Here is a 21,657-nt window from a genome sequence, read left to right on the forward strand (position 1 = left end):
CGCCGTAGAAGCACTGCTGCGTCACCACCCCAAGCGCGTCAAACAGGTGTGGTTGGCCGAAGGTCGCAGCGAGCCGCGCGTACAGGCGCTGGTCGAGTTGGCCACCCAAAACAAGGTTGCCATCGGCCAGGCCGAACGTCGTGAAATGGACGTGTGGGTCGAAGGCGTTCACCAAGGCGTGGTGGCCGACGTCAGCCCGAGCCAGGTGTGGGGCGAGGCGATGCTCGACGAGTTGCTCGACCGTACCGAAGGCGCGCCGTTGCTCTTGGTGCTGGACGGCGTAACCGACCCGCACAACCTCGGCGCTTGCCTGCGCTCGGCGGATGCTGCCGGTGCGCTGGCCGTGATCGTGCCCAAGGACAAGTCCGCGACCCTGACGCCGGTGGTGCGCAAGGTCGCCTGCGGTGCGGCGGAAGTGATTCCGCTGGTGGCCGTGACCAACCTTGCGCGTACCCTGGAGAAGCTCCAGCAGCGCGGCCTGTGGGTCGTGGGCACGGCGGGGGAGGCTGAGGTCAGCATCTATGATCAGGACCTCACCGGCCCTACCATCCTGATCATGGGCGCCGAAGGCAAAGGCATGCGCCGGTTGACCCGTGAGCATTGCGATTACCTGGTGCACCTGCCGATGGCTGGTAGCGTCAGCAGCCTGAACGTGTCGGTGGCGACGGGTGTATGCCTGTTCGAGGCCCAGCGTCAGCGTGGTGCGAAAGCCAAGGCCAAGCCCAAGAAGTAATTGCAATATGGGGCATGCCTCAATCCTAATGTAGGAGCGAGCTTGCTCGCGAAAAACTCACAGGCGCCGCGTTCATTCAGGGTGCGCGCGTTATCGTTGACGTTTTTCGCGAGCAAGCTCGCTCCTACATTTGTGTTTGTGGTGCTTGGAGTTGTTCAAATAATCACCAATCACCTTGCGCCCGTTCTCCCCCTTCTCTACAATTGCGCCCCTTGCCTTCCTGGCAGGCACCGATGTGCCTCCCCTGCGGCAAGATCCATAAGTGTCATTCACTCCTTGTCTGACCGTTTTTGAGCGGCAGGCTACAACCCGTAAGGAGCATTCATGCGTCATTACGAAATCATCTTTTTGGTCCACCCGGATCAAAGCGAGCAAGTCGGCGGCATGGTTGAGCGTTACACCAAGCTGATCGAAGAAGACGGCGGCAAAATCCACCGTCTGGAAGATTGGGGCCGTCGTCAACTGGCCTACGCAATCAACAATGTTCACAAGGCTCACTACGTGATGCTGAACGTTGAGTGCACTGGCAAGGCCCTGGCCGAGCTGGAAGACAACTTCCGTTACAACGATGCAGTGATCCGTAACCTGGTCATCCGTCGCGAAGAAGCCGTTACCGGCCAATCCGAGATGCTCAAGGCTGAAGAAAACCGCAGTGAGCGCCGTGAGCGTCGCGACCGTCCTGAAGAAGGCGCTGATGATAGCGTTGAAGACAGCGACAACAGCGATAACGCTGACGAGTAATCCACGGACCTTATTAAGGAGCCTATCAAATGGCACGTTTCTTCCGTCGTCGTAAATTCTGCCGTTTCACCGCTGAAGACGTGAAAGAGATCGATTACAAAGATCTCAACACTCTGAAAGCCTACGTATCCGAGACCGGCAAAATCGTTCCAAGCCGTATCACCGGTACCAAAGCACGTTATCAGCGTCAGCTGGCCACCGCTATCAAGCGCGCCCGCTTCCTGGCCCTGCTGGCCTACACCGACAGCCACGGCCGCTGAGACCGGGCAGTCGACAAGTAGTAAGGGATTGAATGCATGCGCGCCTTAGCTGAGTTCATCATGCGCGGTCGCGTGCAGGCCACTCTGGTAGTGGCTGGATGTGCGGCATTGCCGTTGCTTTATTGGTTGGGTGCTGCCGCAGGTTGCCTTGTGCTGCTGCGGCGCGGTTTGAAGGACGCCCTTGGCGTTCTTGCCCTGGGTTTGTTGCCGGCCTTGATCTGGTGGCTGCAAATGGGTGATCCACGGGTACTTCTGGTACTGCTGGGGTCATCGAGCCTTGCGTTGGTTTTGCGCGCAAGTGAGTCCTGGGTCCGTACGCTGCTGGTCAGCGTGGCATTGGGGTTGGTGTACTCAGTGATGCTTGGCGCGGCTTTCCGCCCGCAAATCGAGGCGCTGGCGCAGGAGATCGTCAAGATCCTGCCGTTGGCCCTCGGGGATCTCTACCAGCAGTTGTCGGTAGATGAGCGAGCGCGGTTTGCGTCACTGATTGCTCCGGTCCTGACCGGCCTGATTGCGGCTTTGTTGCAGGTCGTCAGCGTGCTGAGCCTGATTCTTGGGCGTTATTGGCAGGCGTTGTTGTACAACCCGGGTGGTTTTGGTCGCGAGTTTCGCAGTATCAGAATCCCAGCGGGGCCGGCGATGTTGCTGCTGGCGTGCATGGTTGTCGGGCCGAACTTCGGCCCACAGATGGCCTTGCTGGCGCCGATTTGCAGCGTACCGCTGGTGTTTGCCGGGCTGGCCCTGATTCATGGGCTTGCTGCGCAAAAGCGACTGGCCAAGTTTTGGCTGGTGGGGTTGTACGTCACGCTGGTGCTGTTCATGCAGCTGATCTATCCGTTACTCGTGGTCTTGGCCATTGTTGACAGCCTGATTGATTTTCGCGGTCGTCTGGCGTCGAAAGACGCCGATAACGCGAACGGTGAAGGTTAAAAGTTAGAGGATTTTCACATGCAACTGATCCTTCTGGAAAAAGTCGCCAACCTGGGCAACCTGGGCGACAAAGTGAACGTTAAGGCCGGCTACGGTCGTAACTACCTGCTGCCATACGGCAAAGCCACCGCTGCAACCGCTGCCAACCTGGCTGCGTTTGAAGAGCGTCGTGCTGAGCTGGAAAAAGCCGCAGCAGACAAAAAAGCGTCGGCCGAAACTCGCGCTGCCCAACTGGCTGAGCTGGAAGTGACTATCACTGCCACCGCTGGTGACGAAGGCAAGCTGTTCGGTTCGATCGGCACCCACGACATCGCTGATGCACTGACCGCCTCCGGCGTTGAAGTGCAGAAGAGCGAAGTTCGTCTGCCGAACGGCACCATCCGCAACGTAGGCGAATTCGACGTAGCCGTGCACCTGCACGCCGAAGTTGAAGCCACCGTACGCGTTGTCGTGGTAGCAGCTTAAGTCGCACCTAACTGACTGGCACCTCGCGTGCCAGGCGGTTAACATCGGGCACGATCCTGTTTACAGGTCGTGCCTTTTGTTTTTCTACACACCCCAAATTCCAAGTGGCCATGAACGAAATCTCCGCTCCTGAGCAATACGATCTACAAACCGCTGCCCTGAAGGTGCCGCCGCATTCCATCGAGGCCGAACAGGCCGTGCTCGGTGGCTTGATGCTGGACAACAACGCCTGGGAACGCGTGCTGGATCAAGTCTCGGACGGTGATTTCTATCGCCATGACCACCGCCTGATCTTCCGCGCCATTGCCAAGCTGGCCGACCAGAACTCACCGATCGACGTGGTCACCCTGGCCGAGCAGTTGGACAAGGAAGGCCAGACCTCCCAAGTCGGCGGCCTGGGCTACCTCGGCGAGCTGGCAAAAAACACGCCGTCCGTCGCCAACATCAAGGCCTATGCCCAGATCGTCCGCGAGCGGGCCACGTTGCGCCAGTTGATCGGCATCAGCACCGAAATCGCCGACAGCGCCTTCAACCCCGAAGGCCGCACTGCCGCCGAGATCCTTGACGAAGCCGAGCGCCAGATCTTCCAGATCGCCGAGGCCCGGCCGAAAACCGGCGGCCCGGTCAGCGTCAACGACCTGCTGACCAAAGCCATCGACCGTATCGACACCCTGTTCAACACCGATGCGGCGATTACCGGTATTTCCACCGGTTACACCGACCTCGACGAAAAGACCAGCGGCCTGCAGCCGTCCGACTTGATCATCGTCGCCGGTCGTCCGTCCATGGGTAAGACCACCTTCGCGATGAACCTGGTGGAAAACGCCGTGTTGCGCAGCGACAAGGCGGTGCTGGTGTACTCCCTCGAGATGCCAGGCGAATCGTTGATCATGCGTATGCTCTCGTCGCTGGGGCGTATCGACCAGACCAAGGTGCGTTCCGGCCAGCTTGAAGACGACGACTGGCCGCGCCTGACCTCGGCGGTCAACCTGCTCAACGACCGCAAGCTGTTCATCGATGACACTGCCGGTATCAGCCCGTCCGAAATGCGCGCACGTACCCGTCGCCTGGTGCGTGAGCATGGCGACATCGCCCTGATCATGATCGACTACCTGCAGTTGATGCAGATCCCGGGTTCCAGCGGCGACAACCGTACCAACGAGATTTCTGAAATCTCCCGTTCCCTGAAGGCGCTGGCCAAGGAATTCAACTGTCCGGTGGTGGCGCTGTCTCAGCTCAACCGCTCCCTGGAACAACGTCCCAACAAGCGCCCGGTGAACTCCGACTTGCGGGAATCCGGAGCGATCGAGCAGGACGCCGACGTGATCATGTTCGTGTACCGCGACGAGGTGTACCACCCCGAGACGGAACACAAAGGCATTGCCGAAATCATCATCGGCAAGCAACGGAACGGCCCGATCGGGTTTATCCGGTTGGCGTTCATCGGCAAGTACACGCGTTTCGAGAACCTGGCGCCGGGCAGCTACAACTTCGACGACGACGAGTAGTTTCAAGCACCTGTAAGGGCTCCATCGCAGGCAAGCCAGCTCCCACCTTTGGGATGCATTCCCTTGTGGGAGCTGGCTTGCCTGCGATGGCGTCACCACAATTCCGACTACTGTCGTCGGAATTGGTCAAATTTTGTGCTATATTCCGCGCCCGCGATTTTTCATCTCCACACCGGTCACCGTCATGCAAACAGCCAAGCCGTTATTTGACTATCCCAAGTACTGGGCCGAATGTTTCGGTCCTGCGCCATTCCTGCCGATGAGCAGGGAGGAGATGGATCAGCTTGGCTGGGATTCGTGCGACATCATCATCGTCACCGGTGATGCCTATGTTGACCACCCCTCGTTCGGCATGGCGATCATCGGCCGGCTGCTGGAGTCCCAGGGCTTTCGCGTCGGGATCATCGCGCAACCGAACTGGCAGTCCAAAGACGACTTCATGAAGCTCGGCGAGCCGAACCTGTTCTTCGGCGTCGCGGCCGGCAACATGGACTCGATGATCAACCGCTACACCGCCGACAAGAAAATCCGCTCTGACGACGCCTACACCCCTGGCGGCATGGCCGGCAAACGCCCGGACCGTGCGAGCCTGGTGTACAGCCAGCGTTGCAAGGAAGCCTACAAGAACGTGCCGATCGTACTCGGCGGCATCGAAGCTTCCCTGCGCCGCATCGCCCACTACGACTACTGGCAAGACCGCGTGCGCAACTCGATCCTGATCGACGCCACCGCCGATATCCTGCTGTACGGTAACGCCGAGCGGGCCATCGTCGAGGTTGCCCAGCGCCTGTCGTGGGGCCACAAGATCGAAGATATCACCGATGTGCGCGGCACCGCGTTCATCCGCCGTGACACGCCGGCGGGCTGGTACGAAGTGGATTCCACGCGCATCGACCGTCCGGGCAAGATCGACAAGATCATCAACCCGTACGTGAATACCCAGGACACCCAGGCCTGCGCCATCGAGCAAGAAAAAGGCCCGGTGGATGACCCGGAAGAAGCCAAGGTTGTGCAGATCCTGGCCAGCCCGCGCATGACCCGTGACAAAACCGTGATCCGCCTGCCGTCGGTGGAAAAAGTCCGCGGTGACGCGGTGCTCTATGCCCACGCGAACCGCGTGTTGCACCTGGAAACCAACCCAGGCAACGCCCGCGCTCTGGTGCAGAAGCACGGTGAAGTGGACGTGTGGTTCAACCCGCCGCCCATTCCCATGACCACCGAAGAAATGGACTACGTGTTCGGCATGCCCTACGCCCGCGTACCGCACCCAGCGTATGGCAAGGAGAAGATCCCGGCCTACGACATGATCCGTTTCTCGGTGAACATCATGCGTGGCTGCTTCGGCGGCTGCACCTTCTGCTCGATCACCGAGCACGAAGGCCGCATCATCCAGAACCGTTCCGAAGAGTCGATCATTCGCGAGATCGAAGAGATCCGCGACAAAGTGCCGGGCTTCACCGGCGTGATCTCCGACCTCGGCGGCCCGACGGCGAACATGTACCGCATCGCCTGCAAGAGCCCGGAGATCGAATCCGCGTGCCGCAAGCCATCATGCGTGTTCCCTGGCATCTGCCCGAACCTGAACACCGACCACTCGTCGTTGATCCAGCTGTACCGCAGTGCCCGTGCGTTGCCGGGTGTGAAGAAGATCCTGATCGCTTCCGGCCTGCGCTACGACCTGGCCGTCGAATCGCCGGAGTACGTCAAAGAGCTGGTCACCCACCACGTCGGTGGCTACCTCAAGATCGCCCCGGAACATACCGAGGAAGGTCCGCTCAACCAGATGATGAAGCCGGGCATTGGCAGCTATGACAAGTTCAAGCGCATGTTCGAGAAGTACACCAAGGAAGCGGGCAAGGAGCAGTACCTGATCCCGTACTTCATCGCTGCCCACCCGGGCACCACCGATGAAGACATGATGAACCTGGCCCTGTGGCTCAAGGGCAATGGCTTTCGCGCCGACCAGGTGCAGGCGTTCTACCCGTCGCCGATGGCCACCGCCACCGCGATGTATCACTCGGGCAAGAACCCGCTGCGCAAGGTCACCTACAAGAGCGACGCGGTAACCATCGTCAAGAGCGAGGAGCAGCGCCGCCTGCACAAGGCGTTCCTGCGTTACCACGACCCGAAGGGCTGGCCGATGCTGCGTGAAGCATTGACCCGCATGGGCCGTGCCGACCTGATCGGGTCGGGCAAGGACCAGCTGATCCCGCTGCACCAGCCGTCCACCGACAGCTACCAGAGCGCCCGGCGCAAGAACTCGACGCCGGCGGGCAGCCATAAGGTCGCCAAGGAAACCACCACCAAGATCCTCACCCAGCATACCGGCCTGCCACCCCGTGGCAGCGACGGCAGCAACCCGTGGGACAAGCGCGAGCAAGCCAAGGCTGCAGCCCAGGCGCGCAACAAGCAGGCGGCCAAAGAGCGCAGCGATGCGGCCAAGGGCAAGGGCGGCAAGCCTACGCGCAAGCCGGTTGTGCCGCGTTGATCGACGCCTGAAATGCAAAACGCCAGCCTCGTGCTGGCGTTTTGCTTTCTGGTCGGTGCTGAGTCTGTTTGGTAAGGTGGCGCCCATTAGATTGCTATCGCAGGCAAGCCAGCTCCCACACTTGGAATGCATTCCCCTGTGGGAGCTGGCTTGCCTGCGATGAGGCCGGTCTGGGCACTCTCAATTTCAAGGAAGAACACTTATGGGCAACCCCTTGCTCAACATTGGCATGGACTCCAATCGCTCCCAATTCATGGCGCGCCAGCGCATTGAAAGCCAGATCAACCTGCCACGGCTGTTCGCCGTCATCGACGCCGACCCCAGCATCGTCGGTGCTGGTGTGGTGTACATCGACGCCGACTTCAACGTAATCACCCTGCGCGAATTCAAGCCCATCTGCAGCATCAAGCCCAAGCGCGTCATTTTGCGCGAGGCGCAGAAGTACATCTCGCCGGCGCAGTTTGTCGAGCAGGTGAAGACCGACCCCCGTGAAGGGCGCCTCCAGAAGGAAGCCTTTGATATGGGCCTTTCCTGTGGCGCAGCGGTGATCGGCTGGATCGTGGTGTTCAGTGGCAGCGTCGCCGTACCCTTCACCGCCGGCGCCAGTGCTTTTGTGGTGGGCATTGGCGTCACGGCCGCGCTGGCCAGCAGTGCTCAGTGCGGATTTGGCGTGGCCCGTACCTATAACGAGATCCTTGACCCGGATGCCAACGACCGCATGGACGACGCCCAGTGGTATGGCGCGGTGTCACCGATTCTCGATGCCGCGTCGCTGGTGGGGATTGGAACGGGCGCCTTCACCACATTAAGGCTGCTCAAGGCCAAAAAAGCCGCTGCGTTGGGCAAGAGCTGGTATGAGTTGCTCAAGGGCTTGAATCGCCAGGAGCGCAAGAAATTGACCCAGGAATTGCTCAGCCTCAAAGACCCGAGCCTGACCCCCAAGTTGCTCAAGTTGCAGCAGCGCGCTGGCACGTTGCCCAAGCGCTACAGCTCCACGGAAATTCGTCATGCCACGCTCACCCAGCTCAAGGACGCCTTGGGCGGCATGTTGGGTATCTGGGGCAGCTATCGGACCGGTCACGTCGGCTCGGCGTCGACGCTTGCCATTGGCCTGTATGAGGAACTGACAGAATGAAGGGGTTTCCCGATAGGCGTAGTTTCCTTGCGCGTTATTTTCCGGTGTTCATGGGCACCATCTTCATGGCGATTTTTTCCGGTTCAGTCGCCGTGTCCACCGCGGGCGTGACCTATTTGCGCGGGGTTGAGCCGGCGCTCAAGGCCGACTACTCCGGGGCTGCAATCCTGGTGCTGGTGGCGGTGCTGGTGTTTGGCAATGTGATGATCGCACGCGGGTATCCCTGGGCAACCCGGCTGGTGGCGGGCTATCTGGTGTGTTGCCTGCTGTTCGTGTTGCCGATGATTCAATACGGCCTCAATACCCTGGTGTACGGCTCGGCGGTGCTGTTTCCGCTGCTGGGTTTGTTGCTGCTCAACAGCAAGCGCCATCGTGAAATGCGCCAGCGATTACTCGAAATACGTCAGCTGCGTCGGGCGGCGATTGCGCAACGCAAGACCCGTTGATTAGGTAGGTTTATTGGCGGTAGGTGGCCTGTTTGTTAGGGTGGCGCCCATCAGATTGCTATCGCAGGCAAGCCAGCTCCCACAGGGGAATGCATTTCAAGTGTGGGAGCTGGCTTGCCTGCGATGAGGCCGGTCGCGGCACTCTCAATTTCAAGGAAGAACACTTATGGGCAACTCCTTGTTCAATATCGGCATGGATTCCAACCGCTCTCAATTTATGGCGCGCCAGCGTATCGAGAGCCTGATCAACCTGCCACGGCTGTTCGCCGCCATCGATGCCGACCCCGCCATTGTCGGTGCAGGTGTTGTGTATATCGATGCCGATTTCAACGTTGTCACCCTGCGCGAATTTCAGCCCATCTGCAGCATCGCACCCAAGCGTTTGATCTTGCGTGAGGCGCAGAAGTACATCGCGCCAACGCAATTCGCTCAGCAGGTGCAAGACAATCCGCGTGAGTCCCGCTTGGTGGGCGAAGCGGTCAATACCACGCTATCGTGTGCCGGCGCGGTCATCGGTTGGATTGTGGTGCCCAGTGGTTCCGTCGCAGTTCCGTTTTCGGCGGGGGCCAGTTCGGTGGTCGTGGCGCTCGGCTATACGGCCGCGGCAGCCAGTTCTGTGCAGTGCTTTGCCAGCGGCTATCGCACCGTCAATGAGATCCGCAACCCCGCGCGCAATGATCAGCTCGACAGTGAGGAGTGGTACCAATACACCATGATTGCTCTGGATGCGGCGTCGTTGGTTGGGGTGGGTTCATCGGCATTGGCAACGGTCAAGCTGGTGCGGCTGAATAAGGCCTCTACCGGGAAAAGTGTGAGAGAGGTGCTCAGGGGCCTGAATCGACAGGAGCGCGCCGAGTTGACCAAAGAGCTGCTGAGCATCAACGACCCACGCTTGACGTCCAAGATGATCAAGTTAAAGCAGTTGTCGGGCGAGTTGCCTAAGCGGTTCACGCCCACCGAGGTCAAGCATGCAACGGTCACGCAGATCAAGGACGCGTTGGGCGCAGCCATCGGTTTTACCGGTAGTGCGGTGTCAGGGAACGTGCGCACAATTGCCATAGGGCTGTATGAGGAGGCCGAGCAATGAACGAGCTGCCTAGCATTCGCAGTTTTCTGTCGACGTATTTCCCCGTCTTTGTGGGGGCGATATTTGTCTGCATTTTCACCCTCGTGTTTGCGGTTCCGGTGTTCTTCGATAGCTATATGCCAAGCCTGTCCATGGCAGATAACGCCAAGTACTCCTTCCTGGTGGGTATCGCACTCACGCTAGTCATTGTGCACTGCAATTTCATGATTGCACGCGGGCGTCCCCAATGGATGTGGCCGCTAGTGTTGCTGTTGGGGGGATGCTTTCTGGGTGTATTGCCAACACTCAATGATCAACCGAACGGGGTGGTATATGCCTTGAGCCTGGTGTTTCCATTACTTGGGCTGTTGCTGTTCAACAGCAAACGTCACCGTGAAATGCGCCAGAAACTGGTTGAAGTCCGCTGCCTGCGCCAGGCCATGATTGCCCAACACAAACACCATTGATTGGGTAGATTCACCACCTGCCCTCAGCCCGGCGCTACAAATGTGTGCAGCGCATGCACCATAGCCACAACGTTGGCGCCGTTTTGGTGCTGTACTGCACCGGGCCCGACGTTTTAGTGCAATGACTGCTGCTGTGGCATAAGTCTTGCGCGCGTTGTGCTTATGCCCTGGCTCGCAGGAGGCCGCCGTGTCGATTCATGTCGCGTTGCACCACGTTACGCATTACCGCTACGACCGTGCTGTTGAACTCGGCCCACAGATCGTTCGGCTGCGCCCGGCGGCCCATAGCCGTACGCGGATCTTGTCTTACGCGCTCAAAGTGCTGCCTGAGCAGCACTTCATCAATTGGCAGCAGGACCCGCAGGGCAACTACCTGGCGCGCTTGGTATTCCCGGAAAAGACCGATGAGTTGCGCATTGAGGTCGACCTCGTCGCCGAAATGGCGGTATTCAACCCGTTCGATTTTTTCCTCGAACCCTACGCCGAAAAAATCCCCTTCAGCTACGCCGCCGATGAGCAGCGCGAGCTGGCGCCATACTTGGAAACCTTGCCGCTGACGCCAAAGTTTGCCGCCTATTTGGCCGGCATCGACCGCACGCCGCTGCCCGCTGTGGATTTCCTGGTGGGCCTCAATCAGCGTCTGGCCGCGGATATCGGTTACCTGATCCGCATGGAACCGGGCGTACAAACCCCGGAATTCACCTTGGGCGCCGCATCCGGCTCCTGCCGGGATTCGGCCTGGCTGCTGGTGCAATTGCTGCGCAACCTGGGGTTGGCGGCGCGGTTTGTGTCGGGCTATTTGATCCAGCTCACCGCCGACGTCAAAGCCCTTGATGGCCCGTCCGGCACCGAAGTCGACTTCACCGACCTGCACGCCTGGTGCGAGGTGTACTTGCCCGGCGCGGGCTGGATCGGCCTGGACGCCACCTCCGGGCTGTTCGCCGGTGAAGGGCATATCCCCTTGGCCTGTAGCCCTGATCCTTCGTCCGCCGCACCGATCAGCGGGCTGGTGGAACCCTGCGAGTGCGAATTCACCCACGAGATGTCGGTGGAGCGCATTTGGGAAGCGCCACGGGTGACCAAGCCCTATACCGAAGAACAATGGCTGGCGATCCAGGCCCTGGGTCGGCAGATTGATGGCGACCTGCTCAAGGACGACGTACGCCTGACCATGGGCGGCGAGCCAACCTTCGTCTCTATCGACGACCCCGACGGTGCCGAGTGGAACACCGCAGCCCTGGGCCCGGACAAGCGTCGCCTGTCGGCCGAGCTGTTCCAGCGCCTGCGCCAGCACTATGCGCCCAAGGGCCTGGTGCATTTCGGCCAAGGCAAGTGGTACCCCGGCGAGCAATTGCCGCGTTGGTCGCTCAATTGCTACTGGCGCCGCGACGGCGTGCCGATCTGGCACAACAGCGCGCTGATTGCCGATGAGCAAGAGGACTATGGCGCCGATGGGGTGATGGCCGGGCGTTTCCTGGCCAGCGTCGCCGAGCGCCTCAAACTACCGGCGCGCTTTGTGTTCCCGGCGTTCGAAGACAATTTCTACTACCTATGGCGCGAAGGGGCGCTGCCCCAGAACGTCACTGCCCAGGACCCGCGCCTGAGCGACGACCTGGAGCGTGAACGCCTGTGTAAAGTGTTCAGCCAGGGCCTGGATAAAGTCATCGGCCAGGTGCTGCCGCTGGCACGTACTGCGGCCAATGACCGCTGGCAGAGTGGGCGTTGGTACCTGCGCGATAACCATTGCCGCCTGGTGCCGGGGGATTCGCCGCTGGGCTATCGCCTGCCGCTCGCCTCGCAGCCCTGGGTGACTGCGGCGGAGTATCCGTTTGTGCATCCGACCGACCCTAACCAGGATCAGCCGGATCTGCCGACCAGCGCCCAGTTGCAAAACCATGGCGAGCCCGCGCCGGTTGATGATCGTGTGCCCAAGATTGACGAGTCCGCCGACTGGCTGACCCGTACCGCGCTGTGCGCCGAAGCACGGGAAGGGCGCCTGTATCTGTTTATGCCGCCGCTGGAGCGCGTCGAGGATTACCTGGAGCTGGTGACTGCCATTGAGGCCACCGCCGAAGAGCTGCATTGCCCGGTACTGCTGGAAGGCTACGAGCCGCCAGCGGATACGCGCCTGAGCAATTTCCGAGTGACGCCAGACCCTGGTGTCATCGAGGTCAACGTACAGCCGTCCGCCACTTGGGACGAGTTGGTGGAGCGCACCGAATTCCTCTACGAAGAGGCCCGGCAAACCCGCCTGACCACCGAGAAGTTCATGATCGACGGGCGCCATACCGGCACCGGTGGCGGTAACCACTTCGTGCTGGGCGGTGCGACGCCCAAGGATTCGCCCTTCCTGCGCCGGCCGGACCTGCTACGCAGCCTGATCAGCTACTGGCACAACCACCCGTCGTTGTCCTATTTGTTCTCCGGCCTGTTTATCGGCCCCACCTCCCAGGCGCCCCGGGTAGATGAGGCGCGCAACGATGCGCTGTATGAACTGGAAATCGCCTTCGCGCAGATGCCGGAGCCAGGCGAGGAGTGCCCGCCGTGGCTGGTGGACCGCCTGTTGCGCAACCTGCTGATCGACGTGACGGGTAATACCCATCGCGCCGAATTCTGTATCGACAAGCTTTACTCACCCGACGGCGCCACTGGCCGCCTGGGGCTGCTGGAACTGCGCGCCTTTGAAATGCCGCCCCATGCGCGCATGAGCCTGACCCAGCAGTTGTTGCTGCGGGCGCTGGTCGCGCGGTTCTGGCGCGAGCCCTATGCGCCGCCGAAGCTGGCGCGCTGGGGCACTGAGCTGCATGACCGTTTCCTGTTGCCGCACTTTATCGAGCAGGACTTTGCCGACGTGATCGTCGAGCTGAACGCGGCCGGCTATCCGCTGCGTGCCGAATGGTTCGCGGCGCACCTGGAGTTCCGTTTCCCCAAGGTGGGCGACTACGCCGTCAGCGGTATCGAACTGGAACTGCGCCAGGCATTGGAGCCTTGGCACGTGCTGGGCGAGGAGGGCGCTGTGGGGGGCACGGTGCGTTATGTGGATTCGTCCCTGGAGCGCCTGCAAGTGAAGTTGAGCGGGTTGCCGCCGCAACGCTACCTGCTGACCTGCAATGGCGTGCCGGTGCCGCTGCAAGCGACCGGCCGCGTCGGCGAGTTCGTGGCGGGCGTGCGTTACCGCGCCTGGCAGCCGGCCAACTGCCTGCAACCGACCATCCCCGTGCATGCGCCGCTGGTATTTGACCTGCTCGACACCTGGATGCAGCGTTCGTTGGGCGGCTGCCAATACCATGTGGCGCACCCGGGCGGGCGCAATTACGACAGCCTGCCGGTGAATGCCAATGAGGCGGAGAGCCGGCGCATGGCGCGGTTTTTCCGCTTGGGGCATAGCCCGGGCAAGCTGCCAGTGCCGACTGTAACGGTAAACGATGAATTGCCAATGACGCTGGATTTGCGGCGTTTCAAAAAAAATAAGGAATGAACATGATTTAAGTGTGGGAGCTGGCTTGCCTGCGATAGCGGTGGTTCAGTCGATAATTCTGGTGACTGATACACCGCTATCGCAGGCAAGCCAGCTCCCACATGGATCGCAGTGAATTTGAGTTAACCTGACTTCCCTTGCCTCTGCCGAGCGTTCCATGTCCGACTTGCTCGACCGTTACCCGCTGACCGCGGGCACCTATCACGAACTGCTGGACGCCAGCGGCGCGGTGCGTGCCCATTGGCGGCGCTTGTTCGATCACCTGCAACGCAGCACGCCCGCACAACTGGCCCAGCGCCAGGCGTTGCTGACGCGCCAGATCCAGGAAAACGGCGTGACTTACAACGTCTACGCCGACCCCAAGGGTGCCGATCGCCCCTGGGAGCTGGACCTGTTGCCCCATGTGCTGGCCGCCGAGGAATGGCAGCAACTGTCGGCCGGCATCGCCCAGCGTGCGCGCCTGCTCAATGCGGTGCTGGCCGACCTGTATGGCCCGCAGCGCCTGATCAAAGAAGGCTTGCTGCCGGCCGAACTGGTGTTCGGGCATAACAATTTTCTGTGGCCGTGCCAGGGTATCCAGCCGCCCGACGGTGCGTTCCTGCATCTGTACGCGGTCGACCTGGCGCGTACCCCGGATGGCCGCTGGTGGGTCACCGCCGACCGCACCCAAGCCCCGTCGGGCGCCGGCTACGCCCTGGAAAACCGCACCATCGTGTCCCGCGCCTTCCCGGACCTTTACCGGGATATGCAGGTGCAGCACCTCACCGGGTTCTTTCGCACGTTGCAGGAAACCCTGGCGCGCCAGGCCCCTGGCGATGACCAGCCGCCACTGATCGTGTTGCTCACGCCGGGGCGTTTCAACGAAAGCTATTTCGAACACCTGTACCTGGCGCGCCAGCTCGGCTACCCCTTGGTCGAGGGCGGCGACCTCACCGTGCGCGACAGCACCGTGTTCCTGAAAACCCTCAGCGGCCTGCGCCGGGTACACGCGATCATGCGTCGCCTTGATGATGATTTCTGCGACCCGCTGGAGCTGCGCACCGACTCGGCGCTCGGCGTGCCGGGCCTGCTGGACGCCGTGCGCCAAGGCAATGTGCTGGTGGCCAATGCCTTGGGCAGTGGTGTGCTGGAGTCCCCGGGGTTGCTGGGCTTTTTGCCCAAGATCAACGAATTTTTATTCGGTGAAGCCTTGATCCTGCCGTCGATTGCCACCTGGTGGTGCGGCGAAGCGCCGGTGCTTGCCGAGGCCTTGGAAAAACTCCCGGAGCTGCTGATCAAGCCGGCATTTCCCTCGCAAAGTTTCGCCCCGGTGTTTGGTCGCGACCTTGATGACGAACAGCGCCAGGCCCTGGCCGAACGCATGCGTGCGCGGCCCTATGCCTATGTCGCCCAAGAGTTGGCGCAGTTGTCTCAGGCGCCGGTCTGGCACACCGTGGATGACCACCTGCAACACCGCGCCATCGGCATGCGTGTCTACGCCGTGGCCAGTGATGACGGTTATCGGGTGCTGCCCGGCGGCCTGACCCGCGTGGCGGCCGACGCTGATGCCGAAGTGGTGTCGATGCAGCGCGGCGGGGCGAGCAAGGACACCTGGGTGCTCGGCGAACGCGCGCCGGGTGGCGAGCAGTGGCGCGCCCAACGCACCATTGGCGCCTATGACCTGGTGCGCCGCGATCCCTATCTGCCCTCGCGCGTGGTGGAAAACCTGTTCTGGTTCGGTCGTTACTGCGAGCGCTGCGACGACAGTGCGCGCTGGCTGCGTATCGTACTGGCGCGGTATGTCGATGGCGATGATCCGCTGGCGCTGCAGGCCGCCGTCGAACTCGGCGAAAGCCTGCGCCTGTTGCCGGAGGAGGGCGAGTTGCCGGAGCGTCTGCTCGCGGCCTTGCTGGCTGATGACTGGCCTTCAAGCCTGCGCGCCAATTTGCAGCGCTTGCAGTGGGCGGCGTCCCAGGTGCGCGGTAAGTTGTCCCGGGAAAACTGGCAGGCCCTGGTGGAGTTGCAACGCGAAGCCATTGAGCTGGAAAGCGACGCTGCGGACTTTGGCGAGCTGCTCGACTTTCTCAACCGCTTAGTGATGTCCCTGGCGGCGCTGTCGGGGTTTGCCCTGGACGACATGACCCGCGATGAAGGCTGGCGCTTCTTGATGATGGGCCGGCGTATCGAGCGTCTGCAATTTCTGAGCAGCAGCCTTGCGGCGTTCCTGCGCGGCGTGGCGGTATTCGATCAGGCCGGGCTGGAATGGTTGCTGGAGCTGGGCAACAGCAGCATCACCTACCGCTCGCGCTACCTGGCAGTGCCGCAGTTGATCCCGGTGCTCGACCTGCTGCTGCTCGACGAGCAGAACCCCCATGCGGTGCTGTTCCAGCTCAAGTTGGTGAGCCGCACCCTGCGCCGTCTCAATGATGATTTTGGCGTGCCCCGTGAAACCGGGCTGGCGCCTTTGGTCGAGCGCCTGGCGCGCTTTGACCTGGGCTGCCTGGAGAACGGCCTGTTTGGCGAAACCAGCGTGCGTGCCGCCCTGGATGGTCTGGCCGACTTGCTGCAAGCGGTGGCCGATGAAAGCGGGCAGGTATCGGATCGCCTGGCGCTGCGCCATTTTGCCCACGTGGATGATGTCAGCCAACAAACGGTGTCGGTGTAATGAGCGCGCGCTACCAGATTTTCCACGATACCCATTACCACTACGACAGCCCGGTGTCCCTGGCCCAGCAACTGGCGCACCTCTGGCCAAGGCCGTGCGCCTGGCAGAAGTGCACCTGGCAGCAGTTGGATATCAGCCCGGAACCCACCTCGCGCCGCGATGAACTGGACGTGTTCGGCAACCCGATCACTCGCTTGGCGTTCGAACGGCCCCATGATGAATTGCTGGTGAACGCCGGGCTCACCGTGGAAGTGCTGGCGCGGCCCGCTCTGGACTTCCAGCGCTCGCCGCCCTGGGACCACACCCGTGACAGCCTGACCTACAGCAGCCAGCCCCTGAGCGCCGAGCTGATCGAAGCCTGCCGCTATCGCTTCGAGTCGCCCTATGTGCATCTGAAGAAAACCTTCGTCGAGTTCTCCGAAAGCTGCTTCCCGCCCGGCGAGCCTTTACTGCTGGGCACGCAGGCATTGATGGAGAAGATCTTCAGCGAATTTACCTTCGATGCCGAAGCCACCCAGGTCGCCACACCGCTGGTGGAAGTGCTGGAGCGCCGTCGCGGCGTGTGCCAGGACTTCGCTCACCTGATGCTTGCCTGCCTGCGTTCCCGTGGCCTGGCGGCGCGCTATATCAGCGGCTACCTGCTCACCCAGCCACCGCCCGGCCAACCACGGCTGATTGGCGCGGATGCGTCCCATGCGTGGGTCTCGGTGTTTTGCCCGGTATCAGGCTGGGTGGATTTTGACCCGACCAACAATGTGCAGCCGGCGCTGGAGCACATCACCCTGGCCTGGGGCCGGGACTTTTCCGATGTGTCGCCGTTGCGGGGGGTGATTCTGGGGGGAGGCAGCCACGACCCGGAGGTGCGGGTGACGGTGATGCCGCTGGAATGAAAAACGATCATTCCCACGCTCTGCGTGGGAATGCCTGCTGTGACGCTCTGCGTCACCCTTGCGCTGGCTTCAAGCCTGGTGCGGGACGCGGAGCGTCCGGGGCTGCATTCCCACGCGGAGCGTGGGAACGATCATTCAGCTGGGTCTTTCGGGGTTTCGGTCTCGTCAGTTGCCGCTTCACCTTCGGCATCCGGGTTCAGCGCGCCGGCTTCTTCCTCTGCAGCGGCTTTCTTGCGTTGCAGCTTTTCCTCTTTCTTCTGTTCCTTGGCCAAGTCTCTCTGACGTTTGGCGAAGGAGTAATTAGGTTTGGCCATGGGCGATCCTCTAGGGTCGAAGGTGAGGGTGGGCGGCGCGCAGCTGCCTCGGGTCGTCATGGTAGCAGCTTCAGGGTGCCCTTTGCTTTCACTTACCGCAGGCGTAGGCAGCCAGAAGCCCGTTGAACAGGTGATGAAGGTGCATGGCATGAACTCCCGTGAGTGATGGGCCGATCATAATCAGGGTGCGGCAGTTTGGCTGGTTGATTGTGTTGATGAAGCTGATAGCCTAAAGTTGTATACAATCTGTTGATTCAGATCATAAGAACTCAAGCCTGATTGAGGCACCCTTACCGCAATCCGCGTTTTTAAAACCCTGCCTTGGAGATTCACATGTTTGCCAAACTCGTTGCTGTTTCCCTGCTGACTCTGGCGAGCGGCCAGTTGCTTGCTGCAGAGTGCAAGGTCACTGTCGACTCCACTGACCAGATGTCTTTCAACACCAAAGAAATCACCATCGACAAGAGCTGCAAGCAGTTCACCGTTGAGCTGACTCACTCGGGCAACCTGCCGAAAAACGTGATGGGGCATAACTGGGTGCTGACCACCGACGCCAATATGCAACCGGTGGCAACCGACGGTATGGCTGCGGGGATCGACAAGGATTACCTGAAAGCCGGTGATGAGCGCATCATCGCCCACACCAAGATCATCGGTGCTGGCGAGAAAGACTCGGTGACCTTCGACGTCTCCAAGCTGAAGGCCGATGAGAAATACAGCTTCTTCTGCTCGTTCCCAGGCCACATCTCGATGATGAAAGGTGCTGTGGTTCTGAAGTAAGACCGCGTTATCGTTCATCGCAGGCAAGCCAGCTCCCACATTCGACCGCATTCCCATGTTGGAATCCGGTCAAGTGTGGGAGCTGGCTTGCCTGCGATGGTGATCTGACAATCAATGTAAAACGATCAGGTTCACCTCAAGGCGCAAACGGCATCACCCGCTTGTGCTCAGTCTTGCGATAGGTATCGCAGATAATCTTGAACGCCTCTTCACGCACCGGCTCACCCTGCAGGAACGCATCGATCTCGGCATAGGTCACCCCATGTGACGCCTCGTCCGGCTTGCCCGGCGACAGGTCTTCCAGGTCAGCGGTCGGCACCTTCTCCACCAGCGATTCCGGCGCGCCAAAGTGACGGGCGATGGCCCGCACCTGATGCTTCACCAGCCCGCTCAACGGCGCCAGGTCACAGGCCCCGTCACCGAACTTGGTGAAAAAGCCCATCACCGCTTCTGCCGCATGGTCGGTGCCGATCACCAGGCCGCCCGCCGCGCCGGCGATGGTGTACTGGGCCACCATGCGCATGCGCGCCTTGGTATTGCCCAGCACGAAGTCACGGGACGCCGCGGCCTTGCCTTCAAAGGCGGCCACTTCATTGGCCAGGGCTTTTACTGCCGGGCCGATGTTCACGGTGTGGCGTTCGTCCGGCTCGATAAAGTCCACGCAAGCCTGGGCGTCGTGTTCGTCGAACTGGGTTTCGTAGGGCAGGCGCACGGCGATAAAACGGTACGCCTCATCACCGGTGCTGGCGCGCAGTTCCTGCATCGCACGTTGGGCCAAGAGGCCTGCGGTCAGGGAATCGACACCGCCACTGATGCCGAGCACCAGGGTCTTGAGCCCGGAATTGCGCAGGCAGTCCTGGATAAAGGCCACGCGCCGGGCAACTTCGGCTTCGAGGGCGGCCTGGTCTTTGAACGGGGCTTGCACCTTGAGCTGTTGCGCAATCTCACGCTGTACGGCTTGCATGATTCACTCCTTGCTGGATAGGGCAGGTACTTTGAAAACGTGACGCAAATAGGCGACAAAATTCGGGTCGGTGCAATGGGTCTTGCCCGCTTCATCGGAGATCTTCGCGACGGGCTGGCCATTGCAGGCGGTCATTTTAAGCACGATGCTCATCGGTTCCACCCCTGGAATATCACAGGTCAGGTTGGTGCCGATGCCAAAGCTCACATTAATGCGACCACGCAATGCGCGGAATATTTCCAACGCCTTGGGCAATGTCAGACTGTCGGAGAACACCAGGGTCTTGCTCATCGGTTCGATGCCCAGCTTGTGGTAGTGAGCGATGGCTTTTTCCGCCCACTGGATTGGATCGCCGGAGTCATGGCGCAGGCCGTCGAACAGCTTGGCGAAGTACAAGTCGAAGTCGCCCAGGAACGCGTCGGTGGTGATGCAATCGGTGAGGGCGATACCCAGCAGGCCACGGTACTCGCGCACCCAACAATCAAGGGCGGCGATCTGGCTGTCGATCAGGCGCGGGCCGAGTTGCTGGTGGGCCATGATCCACTCATGGGCCATGGTGCCCAGCGGCTTCATATCGAATTCGCGCGCCAAGTGCACGTTGCTGGTGCCGACAAAGCGCCCAGGGAAATCGTGCTTGAGCACGCTGACCACTTCCTCTTGCACCCGGTAGGAAAAGCGCCGGCGCGTGCCGAAATCCGCCACTTGCAGCTCCGACAGCTCATCGCTGCTGGCATTGGCGGTCAGCCAGTCGAACTTGCGATACAGCTGCTCGCGGGCCTGTTCAAGGATCACGGTCTGGTAGCGGTAGCGGTTACGCACCTCGCTGACGATGGCCAGCATCGGCACTTCAAACAGGATCACATGCAGCCACGGTCCGCGCAGGCGGATAAACAACTCGCCGTTCTCGATGCCGGTTTGCACATACCGCAGGTTGAAGCGAAACAGCCCGAGGAAGCGCAGAAAATCCGGCTTCATAAAGCTGATGCGTTCCAGGAACCCCAGTTGATCGGGGCTCAGGCTCAGCTCGGCGAGGCGCTCGATCTGGTAACGGATCTCCGCCAGGTAAGGACGCAGGTCTTCACTGTTACGGCAACGAAACTCCCATTCAACTTCCACGTTCGGGTAGTTGTGCAGCACCGCCTGCATCATGGTCAGCTTGTAGAAGTCGGTGTCGAGCAGGTTCTGCACGATGCGATCGGCAAACACACTCTCGCTCATAACGGGAATCTCCAGACGGGTCGGCGATGGAGGCCGGCCTTTACGCGCAATTGAGGAAGGGGGTTAGTGGCGCATAGACCTGTGGGGGATTGCCAGTGATTTTTTCAGTAAGGCCACTGGCGCCATCGCAGGCAAGCCAGCTCCCACCTTTGAAATGCGTTCCAAACGGTGGGAGCTGGCTTGCCTGCGATGGCGATTCTCCAGGCGCTAAAGCACTTGCTCCATCATCCACTTCACAAATTCGCGCACCTTGGGCACCTCCGCCGAATGCTCAGGATACGCCAGGTAATAAGCATCCTGGCTGGGCATCCCATGCTGCCAGGGAATCACCAGCTTGCCCTCGGCCAATTCCTCCTCCACCAGAAAGCGCGGCAACAGCGCCACGCCGCACCCCACCTGCGCCGCACGGATGCACATGTAGAACGTGTCGAACCGCGGCCCGTGGTAACTGTGCTCGGTATGAAAGCCCTGGCTGGCGAACCAGTCATGCCAGCCCTGAGGCCGCGAGGCGTTTTGCAGTAGCACCAGGTCGCTCAGTTGCGTGGGGTCGGTGAAAGGCTGGGCGGGCAGGCTGTCGGGCGAACACACCGGTACCAGCTCTTCACTGAACAGTTTCAGGCTCTCGGTGCCGGGACGTGCGCCCTGGCCGAAATAGAACGCCATGTCGGCCTTGCCTTGCAGTAACTCGTCCGGGTCCTGTTCGTTGCACAGGTCCAGGTGGATCTGCGGGTGGCGCAAACGCCAGCCTTTGAGGCGCGGCACCAGCCAGCGTGCTCCGAAGGTGTAGGGCGTGGACACGCGCAGCACTTCGGTTTCGCCGCCGTAGGAGCGCAGGTAGTGGGTGGACATTTCCACCTGGGTGAGGATCTTGCGCACTTCCACCAGGTACAGGTCGCCCGCCGGGGTCATCTGCAAGCGCCGGCGCACGCGGCGAAACAGCAGGTGTTGCAACAGTTCTTCCAACTGCGCCACCTGTTTGCTCACCGCGCTTTGGGTGAGGTTCAGTTCCTCGGCGGCGCGGGTGAAGCTCAGGTGGCGGGTGGCCGCTTCGAAACACTGCAGGGCGGTGATCGAGGGCAAATGTCTTTTGTTCAGCACGGCATGCCTCTTTTTATTCTTTGCATGAATAA

19 protein-coding genes are annotated in these 21,657 nt (G+C 60.9%); 15 read left to right on the top strand and 4 right to left on the bottom strand.

Going from position 1 to position 21,657, the window contains the following annotated elements:
* The 14 genes from rlmB to GIW04_RS09445 form a co-directional block, all read left to right on the top strand.
* Nucleotides 1-733, top strand: a 733-nt coding sequence (rlmB, locus tag GIW04_RS09380; protein WP_236478967.1) for a 23S rRNA (guanosine(2251)-2'-O)-methyltransferase RlmB, incomplete at its 5' end; no start/stop codon positions are given.
* A gap of 324 nt (nt 734-1,057) precedes the next feature.
* Nucleotides 1,058-1,474, top strand: coding sequence for a 30S ribosomal protein S6 (rpsF, locus tag GIW04_RS09385; RefSeq protein WP_034134759.1), 417 nt, complete (start codon nt 1,058-1,060; stop codon nt 1,472-1,474).
* Between the two features lie 29 nt (nt 1,475-1,503).
* Nucleotides 1,504-1,734: a 30S ribosomal protein S18 gene (rpsR, locus tag GIW04_RS09390; RefSeq protein ID WP_002551829.1), complete on the top strand. Its 231-nt coding sequence runs from the start codon at nt 1,504-1,506 to the stop codon at nt 1,732-1,734.
* Between the two features lie 36 nt (nt 1,735-1,770).
* Complete coding sequence (locus GIW04_RS09395) at nt 1,771-2,664, top strand: hypothetical protein (RefSeq protein WP_032893827.1); 894 nt, start codon at nt 1,771-1,773, stop codon at nt 2,662-2,664.
* Nucleotides 2,665-2,682: 18 nt separating this feature from the next.
* Entirely contained in the window at nt 2,683-3,129 is a 447-nt protein-coding gene (rplI, locus tag GIW04_RS09400) for a 50S ribosomal protein L9 (protein ID WP_003171376.1), read from the top strand.
* Nucleotides 3,130-3,239: 110 nt separating this feature from the next.
* Nucleotides 3,240-4,637 carry a replicative DNA helicase gene (dnaB, locus tag GIW04_RS09405; RefSeq protein ID WP_003188079.1) on the top strand — a complete coding sequence of 466 codons (1,398 nt, stop codon included), beginning with the start codon at nt 3,240-3,242 and terminating at the stop codon, nt 4,635-4,637.
* 184 nt (nt 4,638-4,821) lie between these two features.
* Nucleotides 4,822-7,125, top strand: a complete 2,304-nt coding sequence (locus GIW04_RS09410) for a YgiQ family radical SAM protein (RefSeq protein WP_003188080.1) — start codon at nt 4,822-4,824, stop codon at nt 7,123-7,125.
* A 202-nt stretch (nt 7,126-7,327) separates the two neighbouring features.
* Entirely contained in the window at nt 7,328-8,260 is a 933-nt protein-coding gene (locus GIW04_RS09415) for a hypothetical protein (protein ID WP_014716676.1), read from the top strand.
* Complete coding sequence (locus GIW04_RS09420; protein WP_120247941.1) at nt 8,257-8,706, top strand: hypothetical protein; 450 nt, start codon at nt 8,257-8,259, stop codon at nt 8,704-8,706. The genes GIW04_RS09415 and GIW04_RS09420 overlap by 4 nt, the downstream gene beginning before the upstream one ends.
* A 166-nt stretch (nt 8,707-8,872) precedes the next feature.
* Nucleotides 8,873-9,793, top strand: coding sequence for an NAD synthetase (locus GIW04_RS09425; protein ID WP_120247942.1), 921 nt, complete (start codon nt 8,873-8,875; stop codon nt 9,791-9,793).
* Entirely contained in the window at nt 9,790-10,239 is a 450-nt protein-coding gene (locus GIW04_RS09430; RefSeq protein WP_034134761.1) for a hypothetical protein, read from the top strand. The genes GIW04_RS09425 and GIW04_RS09430 overlap by 4 nt, the downstream gene beginning before the upstream one ends.
* Nucleotides 10,240-10,426: 187 nt before the next feature.
* A complete protein-coding gene (locus GIW04_RS09435; protein ID WP_120247943.1) occupies nt 10,427-13,717 on the top strand; it encodes a transglutaminase family protein in 3,291 nt (1,096 codons plus the stop codon).
* Nucleotides 13,718-13,874: 157 nt separating this feature from the next.
* Nucleotides 13,875-16,361 carry a circularly permuted type 2 ATP-grasp protein gene (locus GIW04_RS09440; protein WP_120247944.1) on the top strand — a complete coding sequence of 829 codons (2,487 nt, stop codon included), beginning with the start codon at nt 13,875-13,877 and terminating at the stop codon, nt 16,359-16,361.
* Nucleotides 16,361-17,251 carry a transglutaminase family protein gene (locus tag GIW04_RS09445; RefSeq protein WP_003188089.1) on the top strand — a complete coding sequence of 297 codons (891 nt, stop codon included), beginning with the start codon at nt 16,361-16,363 and terminating at the stop codon, nt 17,249-17,251. The genes GIW04_RS09440 and GIW04_RS09445 overlap by 1 nt, the downstream gene beginning before the upstream one ends.
* A gap of 131 nt (nt 17,252-17,382) precedes the next feature.
* Here the strand turns inward: GIW04_RS09445 and GIW04_RS09450 are convergent, their stop codons facing one another.
* On the bottom strand, nt 17,383-17,565 hold the full coding sequence (locus tag GIW04_RS09450; protein WP_014716683.1) for a hypothetical protein: 183 nt from the start codon (nt 17,563-17,565) through the stop codon (nt 17,383-17,385).
* A 333-nt stretch (nt 17,566-17,898) separates the two neighbouring features.
* On the opposite strand from GIW04_RS09450, the gene azu reads away from it, so the two are divergent.
* Nucleotides 17,899-18,345: an azurin gene (gene azu, locus GIW04_RS09455; protein ID WP_034134765.1), complete on the top strand. Its 447-nt coding sequence runs from the start codon at nt 17,899-17,901 to the stop codon at nt 18,343-18,345.
* A gap of 136 nt (nt 18,346-18,481) precedes the next feature.
* Here the strand turns inward: azu and nadE are convergent, their stop codons facing one another.
* The 3 genes from nadE to GIW04_RS09470 form a co-directional block, all read right to left on the bottom strand.
* A complete protein-coding gene (gene nadE, locus GIW04_RS09460) occupies nt 18,482-19,309 on the bottom strand; it encodes an ammonia-dependent NAD(+) synthetase (protein ID WP_034134766.1) in 828 nt (275 codons plus the stop codon).
* Nucleotides 19,310-19,312: 3 nt separating this feature from the next.
* Nucleotides 19,313-20,527, bottom strand: coding sequence for a nicotinate phosphoribosyltransferase (gene pncB / locus GIW04_RS09465; RefSeq protein WP_003188094.1), 1,215 nt, complete (start codon nt 20,525-20,527; stop codon nt 19,313-19,315).
* 207 nt (nt 20,528-20,734) lie between these two features.
* Nucleotides 20,735-21,625, bottom strand: coding sequence for a LysR family transcriptional regulator (locus GIW04_RS09470; protein ID WP_120247945.1), 891 nt, complete (start codon nt 21,623-21,625; stop codon nt 20,735-20,737).
* Nucleotides 21,626-21,657 lie beyond the last annotated feature (32 nt).

The sequence above is a fragment of the Pseudomonas sp. PA-4-8C genome (assembly GCF_021606625.1).
In the GTDB taxonomy this organism is placed as follows: Bacteria; Pseudomonadota; Gammaproteobacteria; order Pseudomonadales; family Pseudomonadaceae; genus Aquipseudomonas; species Aquipseudomonas lactis.

What these genes read in the sequence shown, in the direction of transcription:
- rpsF (WP_034134759.1), top strand. Translation starts at nt 1,058, where the DNA reads ATGCGTCATTACGAAATCATCTTTTTGGTCCACCCGGATCAAAGCGAG.
- rpsR (WP_002551829.1), top strand. Translation starts at nt 1,504, where the DNA reads ATGGCACGTTTCTTCCGTCGTCGTAAATTCTGCCGTTTCACCGCTGAA.
- GIW04_RS09395 (WP_032893827.1), top strand. Translation starts at nt 1,771, where the DNA reads ATGCGCGCCTTAGCTGAGTTCATCATGCGCGGTCGCGTGCAGGCCACT.
- rplI (WP_003171376.1), top strand. Translation starts at nt 2,683, where the DNA reads ATGCAACTGATCCTTCTGGAAAAAGTCGCCAACCTGGGCAACCTGGGC.
- dnaB (WP_003188079.1), top strand. Translation starts at nt 3,240, where the DNA reads ATGAACGAAATCTCCGCTCCTGAGCAATACGATCTACAAACCGCTGCC.
- GIW04_RS09410 (WP_003188080.1), top strand. Translation starts at nt 4,822, where the DNA reads ATGCAAACAGCCAAGCCGTTATTTGACTATCCCAAGTACTGGGCCGAA.
- GIW04_RS09415 (WP_014716676.1), top strand. Translation starts at nt 7,328, where the DNA reads ATGGGCAACCCCTTGCTCAACATTGGCATGGACTCCAATCGCTCCCAA.
- GIW04_RS09420 (WP_120247941.1), top strand. Translation starts at nt 8,257, where the DNA reads ATGAAGGGGTTTCCCGATAGGCGTAGTTTCCTTGCGCGTTATTTTCCG.
- GIW04_RS09425 (WP_120247942.1), top strand. Translation starts at nt 8,873, where the DNA reads ATGGGCAACTCCTTGTTCAATATCGGCATGGATTCCAACCGCTCTCAA.
- GIW04_RS09430 (WP_034134761.1), top strand. Translation starts at nt 9,790, where the DNA reads ATGAACGAGCTGCCTAGCATTCGCAGTTTTCTGTCGACGTATTTCCCC.
- GIW04_RS09440 (WP_120247944.1), top strand. Translation starts at nt 13,875, where the DNA reads ATGTCCGACTTGCTCGACCGTTACCCGCTGACCGCGGGCACCTATCAC.
- GIW04_RS09445 (WP_003188089.1), top strand. Translation starts at nt 16,361, where the DNA reads ATGAGCGCGCGCTACCAGATTTTCCACGATACCCATTACCACTACGAC.
- GIW04_RS09450 (WP_014716683.1), bottom strand. Translation starts at nt 17,565, where the DNA reads ATGGCCAAACCTAATTACTCCTTCGCCAAACGTCAGAGAGACTTGGCC.
- azu (WP_034134765.1), top strand. Translation starts at nt 17,899, where the DNA reads ATGTTTGCCAAACTCGTTGCTGTTTCCCTGCTGACTCTGGCGAGCGGC.
- nadE (WP_034134766.1), bottom strand. Translation starts at nt 19,309, where the DNA reads ATGCAAGCCGTACAGCGTGAGATTGCGCAACAGCTCAAGGTGCAAGCC.
- pncB (WP_003188094.1), bottom strand. Translation starts at nt 20,527, where the DNA reads ATGAGCGAGAGTGTGTTTGCCGATCGCATCGTGCAGAACCTGCTCGAC.